This window comes from Armatimonadota bacterium (assembly GCA_017303935.1).
Classification (GTDB): domain Bacteria; phylum Armatimonadota; class Fimbriimonadia; order Fimbriimonadales; family Fimbriimonadaceae; genus JAFLBD01.
Genome location: JAFLBD010000001.1, coordinates 789,300 through 802,686 on the forward strand (window position 1 = coordinate 789,300; position 13,387 = coordinate 802,686).

Below are 13,387 nucleotides of genomic sequence, written 5' to 3' on the forward strand. Positions count from 1 at the left end.
GGGGGGCTATTTGTTTTCGCTCGTGTCAGGCGAAAGGATGTGTTGGCAAAGTTTTGGCGAGTGGTCGATCAGCGCGATATCCGAGCTCGTATTCCGCTTGCATGATCGTGTGAATCTCGTGAGTTCCTTCGTAGATCATCGCTCCTCGGCTGTTTCGGAAGTACCGTTCCACTGGGAATTCATCGCAGAATCCGTTAGCGCCGTGGATTTCAATCGCCTTGTTGGCGGCATCAAACGCGGCTTCACAGTTCACCCACTTTGCCATGCTGCATTCTCGTGTGTGTCGTAATCCCTTGTTCTTCATCCAGCCCACTTGGTAGTAGAGAAGTCGCCCGATGTCTCGGCCCTTCGCCATGCTCGCGATCATTTGCTGGACGAGCTGCTTCTTACCAATAGGTTCGCCGCCTGCCATGCGCTGATTTGAATACGCATTGCAAGCATCAAGACAGGCGGTGATGATTCCGACGGCGCCGCTGGCCACGGTGTACCGGCCATGATCGAGCGCAGACATCGCTACTTTGAATCCGTCGCCTTCTTCACCCAGCATGCAATCCTTGTGGACGCGCATGTCCGAGAAAGTGATTTCGCCTGTGTTGCCCGCGCGCACGCCGAGCTTGCCTTTGATGGCTGCACTGCCGAATCCAGGCGTCGTGCGATCCACGATAAACGCGGCGTAAGGTGCCTTGGCATCGGTGTTTGCGAGGCGAGAAATTACTAGGAACTGGTCGGCGTAGTCGGCCAAGCTGATCCAGATCTTGCTGCCATTCAAAACGTAGTGGTCTCCGTCCTTGGTGGCAGTTGTCTTGAGGTTGCTTGCGTCGGAGCCTGCATTGGGTTCGGTGAGGCCGAATCCAGCAAATCGCTTTCCGGCTGCAAGGTCTGGAAGCCATCGTTGTTGCTGCTCCGGTGTGCCCCATTGCATCAAGGTCATGCTGTGCAAGCCAACATGGACGCTCATCGCGACGCGAGCCGTGGAATCCGCGCGCTCAAGTTCTTCGCAAGCGATCCCCAAGCTGATGTAATCGGCGCCCATGCCGCCAAACTTTTCTGGGACGCAGACTCCTAAGAACCCGGCGCTGCCGAGTTTCTCCAGCATGCCTTTGTCCGATTTGTGTTCGCGGTCACGTTCGGCGAGGCCGGGCAAAACCTCTTGTTGGCCAAACTTATAGGCCGATTCTCGAATCAATTCGTGTTCTTGCGTCAGGGCAAAATCCATGCCCTAGAGTGTACCTTTCGCAACGAAATCGGGCCAAATCCTGAATGGGGATTTGGCCCGATGGATACCAGTTTATTGAATTTAGTTGACTGGTTTTCGACCCGTATTCTTGAAATTCAGGATCGTGGTCTTGTTGCTCGAATTGCCTTCAACGCTTCCGACGAGCGAGATGGTGTACAGCCGCTTTTCTGAAGTCAATTGGACTTTGCCGCTCGCTTTGGTTCGGCGACCATTCGCAGTCTTGACATCCAACGCAATTTCGGTGCCGTTGGTGTATTCCCACCCGCCTTCGTACCGGATGCGCTCACCGGTTTTTAGGTCGGTGACGATCAGCACGAACTTGCGGTCTCGATTGAGTGCCAGGTCGATGGTATCGGCCTTCAGCAGAGTCGTTTGCAACCGCGCATCACCTTCACCATACGCAGTGAAGCTCATCGAACTCGGATTTGTATCCGGGCGGCTTGGTCCTCCGCCGTTATCTTCTCGCTCTCTGCGCCAACTCACATTGAATCGGCCCTCACGACCACTGCCGCTTACATCGAATCCCAGAACGGTGCGATTGTCGGAGCTCAGCATCACTCTGCCTGATCCGGTAACTGATCGAAGCCCTTCGAAGCTATCGATTTCAACGAGCAAGTCATTTCCGCTTCGGCGGTAAGTGCCTTTGATTGTCCCTGCGTTTGAGCTGAGAGAAAATTCCCGCTCACGGGTGGCCTTGAACGAAATCCGCGAAATGCTTCCGGTACCTTTTGGCTTCGAATAGCGGCCCGAACCGGTGCCGGAATCGGAGAGAGAAATTGCGTTTGAGTTCGATCCGCCGCTTCCACCGTTATCGTCTTCTTTTCGGCTGACGGAGAAATTGGCTTTGAATCGATCGCCTTTTGCGTAGCCGTCGATCACTCGTACGGAAGAGACACGGCCGTCCGAAACTCCGACAATGACGGTTCCTTCTGCACGGCTGTCGCCATAAGCAGAGCGAATCTCCATCTCGTAGTTGTCGCGACCGCTTTCAAACCAACGACCGGTATAGGTCCAGGTTTTTGACCCGATCAGCGACACGCTGCCGCTACCACCGCGAACGTAATTGATCGAGATTCGATCAACGCTTAGCGAACCTCCGGCTCGCTCAACCGTTCCACGTCCAGAATATGTGCCCGAAACAAAATCGGACTGTGCCACCGAAATGGTGAGCGCCGAAAAAGCAACGACAGCTGTAGTTAGAGTTTTAAAGAGATTCATTTCGTTCTCCTGCTATTGGATGGTACTAGCTTTCCTCGCGTTACGTCGCAATAGGTATACAGTCCTACGGTCAGGTTGTGCAAAAAATTAGGCTTTCCGAAGATTGCTTGTTGTTTCATGGACTCCAGCCTGGAGTCGCGCCCGCTGCTGTCGCCCGCCTTGTCGAAAAACTTCCAACAGGATGTATCGAAGTGGTCGGTGCCTTCGAATCCATTGGCTTGTATGGCGAAGTCGACGAAGTGGCTTGGGAAAGCGCGGTGCTCGATGCGATTCAGGATTCATCGAAGCTGAGCCAACGGGTACACGAATTGCCAGTTTGTTTTGAGCTTGGTCTAGACACGCGGGAGGTCTGCCAAAGGCTACTCTTGGACGTCGATCAGCTCTCGAAATTGATCTGCGACCAGACGTACACCTGCTTTGCGATTGGCTTTGTCCCTGGATTTCCATATTGTTCTGGGTTGCCAAGCATTCTCGAAAACTTGGCGCGGCGCCCAACGCCGAGGGCAAGAGTTCCGTCCGGTTCGGTCGCCATAGCTTCTGGTCAGCTTGGGATTTATCCCGCAGAAGTTCCGGGAGGATGGAATCTGATTGGCCGAACGCCGTTACAGATCGCCGACGAAGGGACAGACTTTTTCCCAATTTCACCCGGTGATGCGCTCAAACTCACTCGGATTGGCGAAGCTGAATTTAACCAAATGGTTGGCAAGAAGTTATGAAGCTAAACGCGGACATTGGGGAAGGTTTCGGCGAAGATATCGAATTGCTGGCAGTCATCCAACAGGCCAACATTGGGCTCGGAGAACACGCAGGGAACTCGGATGTCACCCTGATGACAGCGCAATTGTCGCGGGATGCGGGCGTCGAAATTGGACTTCATCCCGGGTTTCCTGACCGAGAATCGATGGGTCGCCGCGTGCCTTCATTAGAGGAATCTCAGGATTGGATTGAGAGTTTGGTTGAACAATGCCGGAGAGGCGCATCTGCTATTCCCGATGCGAAATATATCAAACCTCACGGCGCGGCATATTCATTTTTAAGGGTTGACCACGACGAGTTTGTCCAATGCATTCGGGATATTGGATTGCCTTTGATGGGAATTCCTGGTTCTAGCATCGAAGCGATTACCAACGAAGCGCGTGTGAGGTTCATCCGTGAAGGGTTCGTGGAGCGAGGGTATTTGCCGGAATTTAGGGGTCTGATTCCTCGTGGTGAATCTGGTGCAGAACTCGAGGACATTAACCAAATGGTTAGTCAAGTTCAACAGCTGTCCAAGCTAGGAATCGAGACGTTCTGCATCCACGGAGACCGCCCAGGGGCAGGGAAGTTAGCGCGCCATGTTCGCATCGCATGCGAAGAAATGGGGTTTGAGTTTTGCTAAGAGTTTTCCTTCCAACCGATGTTATTGTAATTGTCGGAAAGGCAGTCGGCGGGAGGAGGCGGTTTGGAGTTCCGATTCGAGGTCCTCTCGATCGGGAGAGTTTTGAATCTGCGATCCAAGCCGTCGGAGCGACTCAGGCTTTTGAGTGTCACGGATACGGCGGGGCTGAGTTCGTGGCTGAACAGGAGTGCTTTGTTGCGGTCACCGGTGAGCGACGGTTCTCGCAGATCGTTAAATTGGCTGAAGGTGAGCGGTTGCAACTGCCACTTGGGACTCCAGGAGCAGTGACATATGTTGCATCCGGAACCGAACAATATGATGAGTCGTTGTTGGGATACAAGGCCGAAAACCAAGAAATAAGTGTTCGAGAAATTGATCCGGTGTTCTGTGGTCGAATTCTAAATATTGAACTTGAAGTTGGAATGAGAAGCGATCGAAAGGGAAGGCTACTCCGAGGGCTGCAGGTCGGCGCACCAGGTCTGGAGAAGAGCCGGCCAGCAGTTGTAGGCGCGGTGCAGTTGACTCCAGGGGGAGATGTCATCGTTTTGGGGCCGGATGGACCCACGATCGGGGGATATGCCCACGTGGCGACGGTGATCCAGGAAGACATTCCAAAACTGGCCCGCGCCGGAATCGGTCACAAAATAACGTTCAAACTCGTAACCTAATCTTAATCGGATTCAACTAAAATAACCTCATGTCACACAGTCAAATCAGTCGTCGCGGAATTCTGGGAATTGGTGCCGGTTTGGCAACTTTTGGCCTGCCTTCGCTGGCCAATTCGGGCTCCCCAAAGTCCCGAAAACCGAAGAAAGCCAAGAACATCATTTATTGTGTTAGCGACGGAATGAGTGCGGGCGTTCCGGCGTTGTGTGACCAATACATGCGCCAAGAGCATGGCAAGAGCAGTCACTGGATGGAATTCATGCGGCACGAGCAGGCCATTCGTGGGTGCATGATCACCCACTCACTGAGTTCGCTGGTGACTGATTCTGCTGCGGCAAGCAGTTCATGGGGAAGCGGCGTCCACGTCTGGAATCGGATGCTCAACACGCTGCCCGATAAAACCGAATTAAGGCCTCTCTATTCTTTGTTAAGAGAAGAAGCAAAGATGCGGACAGGCTTGGTGACGACTTGTAGCATCACTCACGCAACTCCGGCCGGGTTCTCCATTTCGCACTGGAGCAGGGCAGAGGAAGCCATCATCGCGGAAAAGTACTTGAAGCTGGGCGTTGACGTGCTGATGGGAGGCGGAGGGAAGTTCTTTAGCCCAGAATTGCGTGAAAAGTTCATCAAGGCGGGCTACGAAGTCCACACCAACCGGTCAGATTCAGCGAATAGCAAGCAAGGAGGGAAGTTCTTGGGGCTATATGCCGATGATCAAATTCCCTACACGATCGACCGGGATAACGACATCAAGCTTGTGAAGGCGGTTCCGACGCTGGCTGAAATGGCCGAAAGCGCCATCAAGATGCTAGACGGATCACCCGAAGGATTCATTTTGCAGATAGAAGGCGGTCGAGTAGATCACGCCGCGCACGCGAATGACTTCGGCGGCATCCTATTTGATCAGATCGCATTTGAAGAAGCAATGCAAGTTGCGCTGAATTACGCAATGAGCCGAGATGACACATTGATCGTTGTGACCAGTGACCACGGCAATTCGAATCCTGGATTGATCGGCGCAGGCAATGAGTATTTCGATTCGACCGCAGGACTGAAGACGCCACACAAGATGTCGAAGAGCTATGAAGAGCTAGTGAAACTGTTCCCGGGCAAGTCCGACGCGGACATTCATGATCTAATTGACATGTATCTCGGAATTTCGCTCGACAAGTCTGGCCTGAAGCTCGTCACCGACGCCGTTGCCACCGCTGGATCCCTGATCGGAATCGAACAATACCGAACGGTCCATAGCGCGCTGGCGATTGCAACCAGTAACGTAACTCACGTTTGTTGGAGCGGGCGTCAACACAGCACCGAATACACGATCTTGACGGCGTTCGGGCCGGGCGCGGAAGATTTTGCGGGGCCGAACGAAAACATTTCCGTTTTCAATAAATTGCTGAGCCACCGAGGAATCAAGCACACGAATCCAACGATGACTTATGAAGAAGGGCTGCGATACAAGGAGACAATCACGGCGCTGAACACAGAAATCTTGTGGGCATAGGGCCGCGTAATCGCCACTAGCCGTGGCAACAATTCAATAGTAACATAATAATGATTATCAGAAAATGATAATCACGGTGGAGAAGCCCGGGCTGGGATTAGCTAGCTCGGGCGTTTCCGATCTGAGACTCGAGCAAGTTGCAATCCGTTTCACAAATCTTAAAGAGGTCTTCTAGCGTTTCCGTCAACTTGGATTCGCCATCCTTTGTTTTTGTTGCAATGTAAAGAGCGACGCCCGCGCCAATCGCAATTCCAAATGCGGCCCAGGCGGCCGCGCTGTTCCAATTCTTCTTTGAACCGTTGTTGTTCGACATGAATATCAAAATCCCTTAGTCTCAAGTGTCGGCGAACTTGAAGCAAAGGTTTAGGTTTGATCTGCCCGGTACAATGTCAAAAATATGCTGGACAACTTAACCCGACGCTTAGCCCAGGGATTTGCCCGACTGAGGGGCAAGGGGAAGCTGTCTGAAGATGATGTCAACGAGCTCATGAGGGAAGTTCGGACTGCCCTGCTCGAGGCGGACGTCAACTTCCAGGTCGCCAAGGAGTTTGTGAACTCCGTGAAGGCCGAGGCCGTCGGACAGGACTTTTTTGGAAGCCTCGATGCCGACCAAACACTGATCAAGATTGTCCGGGACAAGCTGCGCGAGATTCTTGGTGGCGCAGAAACCAAATTTAATTGGAGCTCTTCCCCTCCGACTGTCGTTTTGATGTGCGGATTGCAAGGCTCCGGTAAGACGACGACGTCTGCAAAACTCTGTGCATGGCTTCAGCGCCAAGGGAAAAAGCCGATGCTCGCCGCTTGCGACGTCCAGCGTCCAGCGGCAATCAAGCAATTGGAGACCTTGGGGGAGCAGATTGGCGTTCCCGTTTTCGCTTTGCAAGATGGCTCTTCCCCGCCCCAAATTGCTCAGAAGGCGCTAGAACGCGCGAAATATCTGTTCTGCGATGTTTTGGTGGTGGACACCGCTGGACGATTGACCATTGATGAGGGCTTGATGGACGAACTCGCCCAGATCTATCGGGCCGTGAGTCCCGATGAGACTTTGTTGGTATTGGATTCGACGACTGGCCAAGAAGCCGTGAATGTGGCAAAGGCTTTCGACGATCGTTTCAAGCTGACCGGAACGATTTTCACAAAGCTGGATGGCGATACCCGAGGTGGTGCGGTTCTCAGCATCAAGTCTGTGACAGGCGTTCCCGTGCGATTTATTGGCCTTGGCGAGCAAGTATCTGCGCTGGACCTTTTCTATCCGGAGCGGATGGCGGACCGAATTCTCGGGTTTGGCGACGTTCTCGGACTGATCGAGCAAGCCGAATTCGCCATTGATCAAAAAGACAAAGATCAGATGCAAGACGCCCTGAAAAAAGGGCAGATGGACTTCAACATGATGCTCCAGAACTTCCAGATGATGCGGAAGATGGGGCCGATCCAGTCGATCATGAAGAAGATTCCGGGGCTATCGACTGCGCTGCCAGAAGAGGCGTTGAACAGTATAAATGATGGTCATGTGAACCGGATTGAAGCAATTATCCTGTCAATGACTCCAAAAGAGCGTGGCAATCCGGATATAATCAATGGTTCGAGGCGGAAAAGAATTGCCGCTGGCTCGGGTGTGCCTGTCGAAGAGGTGAACCGATTGATCCAGCAGCTTTACGAAACGCGAAAACAATTCAAGCAGTTTTCAAAACTCGAACAGCGACTCAAAAAGAACAAGCGATTTAGGAGATAAATTATTGGTTAAGATTCGACTTCAACGAAAAGGCACAAAGGCACGACCTTTCTACCGACTTGTGGTGACAAAGTCCACTTCTGGTCGAGATGGGGCGTTTGCTGAAATTTTGGGCACCTACAATCCGGTCCCACGAGAAAAGCACATCACTGTCAAGAATGAGCGCGCTCTCTATTGGCTCATGAACGGCGCAGAACCTACAGAAACCGCTGCCGTTTTGCTCAAGAAAGCAGGCGTTTTGGACGAGTTTTTCAAGGCTCGCCCGAATCAAAAGGCAAAGTACAAATTTTTGGATAAGCGTGTTGCAGCTCAATCGGCAAAGTCCGTCATTGAGCAACCTGCTCCAGCTCCAGTTGCTGCTAAGGAAGAAGCTGCTCCGGTAGAAGCCGCTCCAGCCGAAGAAGTAGCCGCAGTTGAAGAAGCAGCACCCGCAGCTGAAGAAGCCAAGACCGAATAATCTCCTGTTATGGATCACGAACAGTTAGTAGATCATTTGGTCAAGTCCATCGTCAGCGAGCCGGAATCGGTTTCCGTCGACGTTCGAAATGAGCGCGGCGATACCGTTTACTACATTTCGGTTGCTCCCGGAGACGTGGGCAAAATGATCGGCAAAAATGGACGCGTTATCTCTGCTTTGCGTACTTTGGTGAGCGCTGCCGCAGCAAAGGCTCGGCGCCGAAGCTATGTCAAAGTCAATACGGACTAGTTCTTGACTTCGAGTCGCAATTCAAAGGCCCCAGACATGGTTCCCGTTGGGAAGGTGGTTGGGGTCTTTGGCATTGATGGAAGAGTCAAAGTCGAATCGATGACTTCCTTCGAAGAACGATTCGATGTGGGACAAAAGCTTTGGATAGGTGAATCGGAATACAAAATCACCTGGTCGAGCTGGCACAAAGGTCAAGCAAGGATCAAGCTAAGTGGAGTCAGCACTCCAGAGGGAGCAGAATCCCTCAGAGGATGTCTTCTCTGCGTGCCGGCCGAAGATCGCCCTGAGCTTGACGAAGACGAGTTTTATACGGCAGACCTGATCGGAATGCGAGTCGTCGATCAAAACGGCCGTGAGTTGGGCCGGTTGGATGAAGTTCTCGACTACCCTGCCCATGAGATTTTGGTGGTCGGAGAGATCATGATCCCTGCGATCAAAGAGTTTGTGAAGATGATTGACTTCGATACCGACACGATTGAAGTTCAATTGATTCCTGGTATGGAAGGCGAAGAACCCGCCCCAAAGCCTGCTCCACAAGCAAAGTCAAAGAATCGAAATCGGTTGTTTAAGAAGAAAAAATCAACAAAGGAGGCCCAATGAGTAATTTTATAGATGAAGTTGAAGTCGATTTCACCAGTGGTACTGGTGGATCGGGCGCGGTTGGCTTCCACCGCGAAAAGCACGTCCCAAGAGGCGGGCCAAATGGATCGGACGGGGGCAAAGGCGGCGACATCATCCTGATCGCCGAGCAGCATAAGCGCACCCTATACGATTTCAAATTGAGTTCAAAATTCCGCGCAGATAACGGCGTTCACGCAATTCTGAACAAGCGTGGCAAAGATGGCGCGTCGATCGAACTCAAGGTTCCAGTTGGTACTGTTGTTTACGACGTCGAAACGGGCGAAAAGCTCGTGGACCTTAATATCCACGGGATGAAGTTCATCATCTGCAAAGGTGGACGTGGAGGGCACGGAAATCTGCACTACGTTTCCAGCGTACGCCAGGTGCCGAATTTTGCCGAGAAGGGCGAACCAGGCGAATCCCGCAAGGTCCGAATGGAACTCAAGTTGCTGGCGGATATCGGGTTGGTTGGGCTTCCTAATGCCGGAAAGAGCACTCTCCTCAGCCGAATCAGTGCCGCAAAACCAAAGATCGCGGATTATCCATTCACAACGATCACGCCAAATCTCGGCGTGGTGAGCATTGCCGATCAGACGTTCGTAGTCGCCGATCTTCCGGGTTTGATCGAGGGCGCCAGCGAAGGAATCGGGCTTGGCCACAGATTCTTGAAGCATGCTGAACGGACCAAGATTCTGGTGCATGTTGTTGATATCAACCCGATCGACGAAACCGATCCGATCACGAATTTCCATTTGATCGAAAACGAGCTCAAGCAATATCAGCAAGAGCTTTTCGATCGCCCTCGCATCATCGTTTTGAATAAAACCGACCTTGTGAGCGCGGAAGAGCTCGAGGATATCAAATCCAAATTTGCTGACTTCGGATTCCCGATGTACGCCGTGTCCGCTGCCGTAGGTACGAATATCGATCCCCTTCTCTTCGCGATGCTGGAGCAGGTCGAGAAGGCAGAAGATGAGGCTCCGCTTGAAGTCAACTTGGTGGTAAAGCCGAAGGTTGTTGAGGATGAAATTCACGTCGTTAAGGCCCAAGAAGGCGGATGGGAGATCATCAGCAAGAAAGTCAATCGCATGGTCGCGATGACCGAACTCACCAATCGTGATGCGGTCCGTTACCTTCATCGCCGATTGGCGCGAATGGGAGTCATCGAGTCGTTGCGCAAGGCGGGCGCAGAAGAAGGAGATACGGTCTATGTGGGTAGTGCCGTTTTCCAATTTACGGATCAAGCATGAAGATCGGAATTCTTGGCGGTTCGTTCAATCCTCCCCATTTGGGGCACATGGCAGTGGCAAAGGCGGCAAAGGCCGAACTTGGTCTTGACGCTGTCCTTTGGGTGCCGGCAAATCGCAATCCTTTGAAAGCCGAAGTTGAAGGTACTCCAAGTGCAAACAAGCGGCTGAAGATGGTCGAAAAGGCGGTTTCGGACGAGCCTGGCATGATGGTTTCGGACCTAGAAATCACTCGCGGTGGGCCAAGTTACACCGTTGACACCATCGAAGAACTGCAAAAAGGAATGCCTGGAGCGAGTTTTTGGCTCATTTTGGGTGGCGATTCGCTCAACGGGTTCTTTGGTTGGCATTACCCTGATCGAATTTTGAGAATGTGCCGGTTGGCGGTGACCGTCCGACCGGGCACCGATATCGAAGAAATCATGGAGACCAACACATCGAGGCTAGCCCACAAGCTTGACCTCTTTGAAATGGAGCCAAACGAGATTTCCTCCACGAAAATTAGAGATTTGATTCGCCGTGGTGGCGACATAACCGACCTGGTTCACCCGCTGGTGGCCGAATATATTTTGCAAAATGGACTCTACAAACAAAGCTGAAAACACACTCACTTCTGAAGAGAAGAAGGACAAGATCGTCGAGTTTATCGACGATATCAAGGCCGATCGCATCGAGGTTTTGGATGTGCGCGCCAAGACTTCCGTCGCTGATTTCTTCATCGTCTGCACCGGAAACAGTGACACCCACGTCAATTCGATAACAGAACGCGCATTGGAGAAGATGCGAGAACTCGGTATTCGAGCACATCGCAGCGAACTCTCGTCCGGTTCGGGATGGGCTCTGGTCGATTTTGGCGATGTGGTGTTGAACGTCATGCGCGAAGAAAGACGTCAATTCTATGATCTGGAATCGCTCTGGAACTCGATGCAGCCGAATTCAGACCTAATCTAGCGATAGAGAATCTTCATGGAAAAGCCGACCCCAGAGCAGCAAGAGAAAGCCGAACAGCTTTTGCGGCAAATGTCGGTTTTTATAATGCGTGGTAATCAAGACCTGGCCGCCAAAGCGCTTGAAGAAGCCGCGGCCATTGCTCCCGGCTCCGCCGAAGTCATATTGGCGTTGCACGAAGACTTGATGTCTCGAAAGCAGTATGCCAAGGCAGAAGCACTCTTAAGCGAGGCCGTTCTGATTTACCCGATTCATCCTCAAATCGAGGGGCTATATGGTGAAGCGGTGCTCCGAAAACTCGGTGCCGGAGATCCTTTATCGTATTCGGATAAGGCGGAGTTCACCAAGGCCGCTTCCCTTCTCTCTGGCTTCTTTCCTGGTGCCGGGCAGATCGTTATGGGTGATCTGACTACCGGTTTGACGATGGCTGGCGTATTTGTTGCGAGCATGGTTTGGGCGTCCTTGATCCCAAATGGTTTTTCGGGCTTAATGGGAATGGTGGGCATCGGCAAAACTAAAGCTACCGAGTTCAATGGAATGATTCTCATTCCCCTGTTTTTTGCGCTCGCGGCCTACGTTTGGTCTGTAAACGATGCTAGCTCACGGGCCAAACGAGCGGTGAAGGTAGCCAAGAAGGAGCGTCCCGTTCCCCCAGTGGACAGGCCCTTTTGAATCCTGAAAAGCGCCATTCAGCGTTCAGTTGGCCGCTCTTTGGAGTAGTCCTCGCTTGGGGCTACAACTTCATCGCAATCAAGCAGTTGTATCACGCCTTTGAGCCCTCGGGGCTTGCGTTGGGGCGATTTCTTGTCATGCAATTGGCTGTTGTTGTCATTTGCAAACTCAGGCGAATGCCACTCTGCTATCCCGATCTTAAGGAATCTATTCGGCTTCTGCTCCTTGGGTTCTTTTCGATGGGGATTTACACGGTGCTCTTCTTTGAAGGCATGAAGCTGATTCTCCCGTCCCAAAGCGCAATCTTGTTGGCGACTTCCCCGCTTTGGGTGCTATTCATTGATGTCATTTTGAAGCATGAGAAGTTTCGATTTGCAGCTCTGATCGGTGTTGCACTTTCGATTGTCGGAGTGGGAATGGTGGTCGGTCCGGCTCATGCCGCCGGTACGAATGAGCTGTTGGGCAGCATCTTGATTCTTGTCTCGGCGTTTTGCTGGGCAGCAACGGTCGTCTACAGTCGACATCGCACCAAGGAACGCGACCCTCTCTTGGTGCTGACTTTGTCGATGCCGGGTGGATTGCTCGTCTTGATTCCCTACGGTTACCAATCGCTCGTTTCCACGCATTGGACGACTCTGACCGCGTTCGATTGGGCTCAATTTGCCCACGTCAGCTTCCTAGCAGGCGCTTATGGATTCTTCGCGTTCTTCGATGGTGTCAAAAAGGTTGGTGCGAGCCAAGCCATGCTATATCAATTCGGTGTTCCTGTGATGGCCAGTTTGTTTGCTGCAATCCTGCTCCATACGCCACCGACGGCGTGGCAGATCGCTGGGATGATCGTTGTTCTTACGGGAGTTGCGATTGCGAAGAAGCCTCGTCCTGTTGCCGAAACCGCGGTCGCTTAAGCGAGTATTCCGCCCAGAATCTCGAGAGATAGCCTAGGCCATTCACCGTAACAAAAAGCCAGAACAGCAGCGCAAACAGTCCAAGAGGGATCATTGGCGACCCCTTTTCTGTAATAGTCATCGCAGCAAAGATCGCTGCTGACGCTGCACTAACAAAAGCGATAACGATCAGAGAAATCGCCTTTGGCCGAGTGTCCCCTTTACCAATCGCGGCATCAGCGATGTTCCAATTGAGCCAAAACAAGATCACAGACAGGGTGATGCAAATGGCGAAGATCAAAAGTCCCGCGATCATCGCGAGCTCCACGCCAACTAAACGGAAATCGTGCCGGACGACCCCAACATAGTAGTTGATGCCAATCAAGGCCAAAAAAGCCGCACAGAGAACTGCCTTGATGGTGAGACTGCGGCGTCTCTTGTCCATCGCGTACTTCAAAAGCAAATCGCCTTTGGGGTCAAATTCTGACCGCTCTTTCATGGCAGTAACCCTATTTTACGACAACAAAATGCCCCGCGAGTGATCTCGCAGGGCATTTTTGTTTCTAATCTC

The 13,387-nt window shown here is 52.2% G+C and carries 17 protein-coding genes; 13 read left to right on the plus strand and 4 right to left on the minus strand.

The annotated features are described in order from the left end of the window. Positions 1 to 25: 25 nt before the first annotated feature. Together J0L72_03720 and J0L72_03725 are read right to left on the minus strand one after the other, a co-directional pair. Positions 26 to 1,216, minus strand: a complete 1,191-nt coding sequence (locus tag J0L72_03720; protein MBN8689885.1) for an acyl-CoA dehydrogenase family protein — start codon at positions 1,214 to 1,216, stop codon at positions 26 to 28. Between the two features lie 81 nt (positions 1,217 to 1,297). Continuing rightward, on the minus strand, positions 1,298 to 2,455 hold the full coding sequence (locus J0L72_03725) for a hypothetical protein (GenBank protein ID MBN8689886.1): 1,158 nt from the start codon (positions 2,453 to 2,455) through the stop codon (positions 1,298 to 1,300). A gap of 110 nt (positions 2,456 to 2,565) precedes the next feature. Here J0L72_03725 and J0L72_03730 point away from each other — a divergent pair, with 110 nt between their 5' ends. The 4 genes from J0L72_03730 (at position 2,566) to J0L72_03745 (ending at position 6,006) form a co-directional block, all read left to right on the plus strand. Beyond that, positions 2,566 to 3,171 (plus strand): carboxyltransferase domain-containing protein, encoded by a 606-nt coding sequence (locus J0L72_03730; GenBank protein ID MBN8689887.1) that lies wholly within the window; start codon positions 2,566 to 2,568, stop codon positions 3,169 to 3,171. Then, positions 3,168 to 3,833, plus strand: a complete 666-nt coding sequence (locus tag J0L72_03735) for a LamB/YcsF family protein (protein ID MBN8689888.1) — start codon at positions 3,168 to 3,170, stop codon at positions 3,831 to 3,833. Before J0L72_03730 ends, J0L72_03735 begins: the two co-directional genes overlap by 4 nt. A gap of 422 nt (positions 3,834 to 4,255) precedes the next feature. Then, positions 4,256 to 4,501 (plus strand): hypothetical protein, encoded by a 246-nt coding sequence (locus J0L72_03740; protein ID MBN8689889.1) that lies wholly within the window; start codon positions 4,256 to 4,258, stop codon positions 4,499 to 4,501. Positions 4,502 to 4,530: 29 nt separating this feature from the next. Then, a complete protein-coding gene (locus J0L72_03745) occupies positions 4,531 to 6,006 on the plus strand; it encodes an alkaline phosphatase (GenBank protein ID MBN8689890.1) in 1,476 nt (491 codons plus the stop codon). Positions 6,007 to 6,103: 97 nt separating this feature from the next. On the opposite strand, the gene J0L72_03750 is transcribed toward J0L72_03745, so the two are convergent. Next, positions 6,104 to 6,319, minus strand: coding sequence for a hypothetical protein (locus J0L72_03750; GenBank protein ID MBN8689891.1), 216 nt, complete (start codon positions 6,317 to 6,319; stop codon positions 6,104 to 6,106). A gap of 84 nt (positions 6,320 to 6,403) precedes the next feature. On the opposite strand from J0L72_03750, the gene ffh reads away from it, so the two are divergent. The 9 genes from ffh to J0L72_03795 are packed head-to-tail and all read left to right on the plus strand — an operon-like array spanning position 6,404 to position 12,837. Beyond that, on the plus strand, positions 6,404 to 7,738 hold the full coding sequence (gene ffh, locus J0L72_03755) for a signal recognition particle protein (GenBank protein ID MBN8689892.1): 1,335 nt from the start codon (positions 6,404 to 6,406) through the stop codon (positions 7,736 to 7,738). A gap of 4 nt (positions 7,739 to 7,742) precedes the next feature. Then, on the plus strand, positions 7,743 to 8,195 hold the full coding sequence (rpsP, locus tag J0L72_03760; GenBank protein MBN8689893.1) for a 30S ribosomal protein S16: 453 nt from the start codon (positions 7,743 to 7,745) through the stop codon (positions 8,193 to 8,195). 9 nt (positions 8,196 to 8,204) lie between these two features. Next, entirely contained in the window at positions 8,205 to 8,444 is a 240-nt protein-coding gene (locus J0L72_03765) for a KH domain-containing protein (GenBank protein ID MBN8689894.1), read from the plus strand. A gap of 36 nt (positions 8,445 to 8,480) precedes the next feature. Continuing rightward, positions 8,481 to 9,044 carry a 16S rRNA processing protein RimM gene (gene rimM / locus J0L72_03770; protein ID MBN8689895.1) on the plus strand — a complete coding sequence of 188 codons (564 nt, stop codon included), beginning with the start codon at positions 8,481 to 8,483 and terminating at the stop codon, positions 9,042 to 9,044. Further along, positions 9,041 to 10,315, plus strand: coding sequence for a GTPase ObgE (obgE, locus tag J0L72_03775; protein MBN8689896.1), 1,275 nt, complete (start codon positions 9,041 to 9,043; stop codon positions 10,313 to 10,315). The genes rimM and obgE overlap by 4 nt, the downstream gene beginning before the upstream one ends. After that, positions 10,312 to 10,911 (plus strand): nicotinate (nicotinamide) nucleotide adenylyltransferase, encoded by a 600-nt coding sequence (gene nadD, locus J0L72_03780; GenBank protein MBN8689897.1) that lies wholly within the window; start codon positions 10,312 to 10,314, stop codon positions 10,909 to 10,911. Before obgE ends, nadD begins: the two co-directional genes overlap by 4 nt. Further along, positions 10,889 to 11,263 (plus strand): ribosome silencing factor, encoded by a 375-nt coding sequence (gene rsfS / locus J0L72_03785; protein MBN8689898.1) that lies wholly within the window; start codon positions 10,889 to 10,891, stop codon positions 11,261 to 11,263. Before nadD ends, rsfS begins: the two co-directional genes overlap by 23 nt. Before the next feature lie 15 nt (positions 11,264 to 11,278). Next, positions 11,279 to 11,932, plus strand: a complete 654-nt coding sequence (locus J0L72_03790) for a hypothetical protein (GenBank protein MBN8689899.1) — start codon at positions 11,279 to 11,281, stop codon at positions 11,930 to 11,932. Beyond that, positions 11,929 to 12,837: a DMT family transporter gene (locus tag J0L72_03795; protein MBN8689900.1), complete on the plus strand. Its 909-nt coding sequence runs from the start codon at positions 11,929 to 11,931 to the stop codon at positions 12,835 to 12,837. Before J0L72_03790 ends, J0L72_03795 begins: the two co-directional genes overlap by 4 nt. Here J0L72_03795 and J0L72_03800 read toward each other — a convergent pair. Then, positions 12,779 to 13,315 carry a hypothetical protein gene (locus J0L72_03800; GenBank protein ID MBN8689901.1) on the minus strand — a complete coding sequence of 179 codons (537 nt, stop codon included), beginning with the start codon at positions 13,313 to 13,315 and terminating at the stop codon, positions 12,779 to 12,781. The genes J0L72_03795 and J0L72_03800 overlap by 59 nt on opposite strands. Positions 13,316 to 13,387 lie beyond the last annotated feature (72 nt).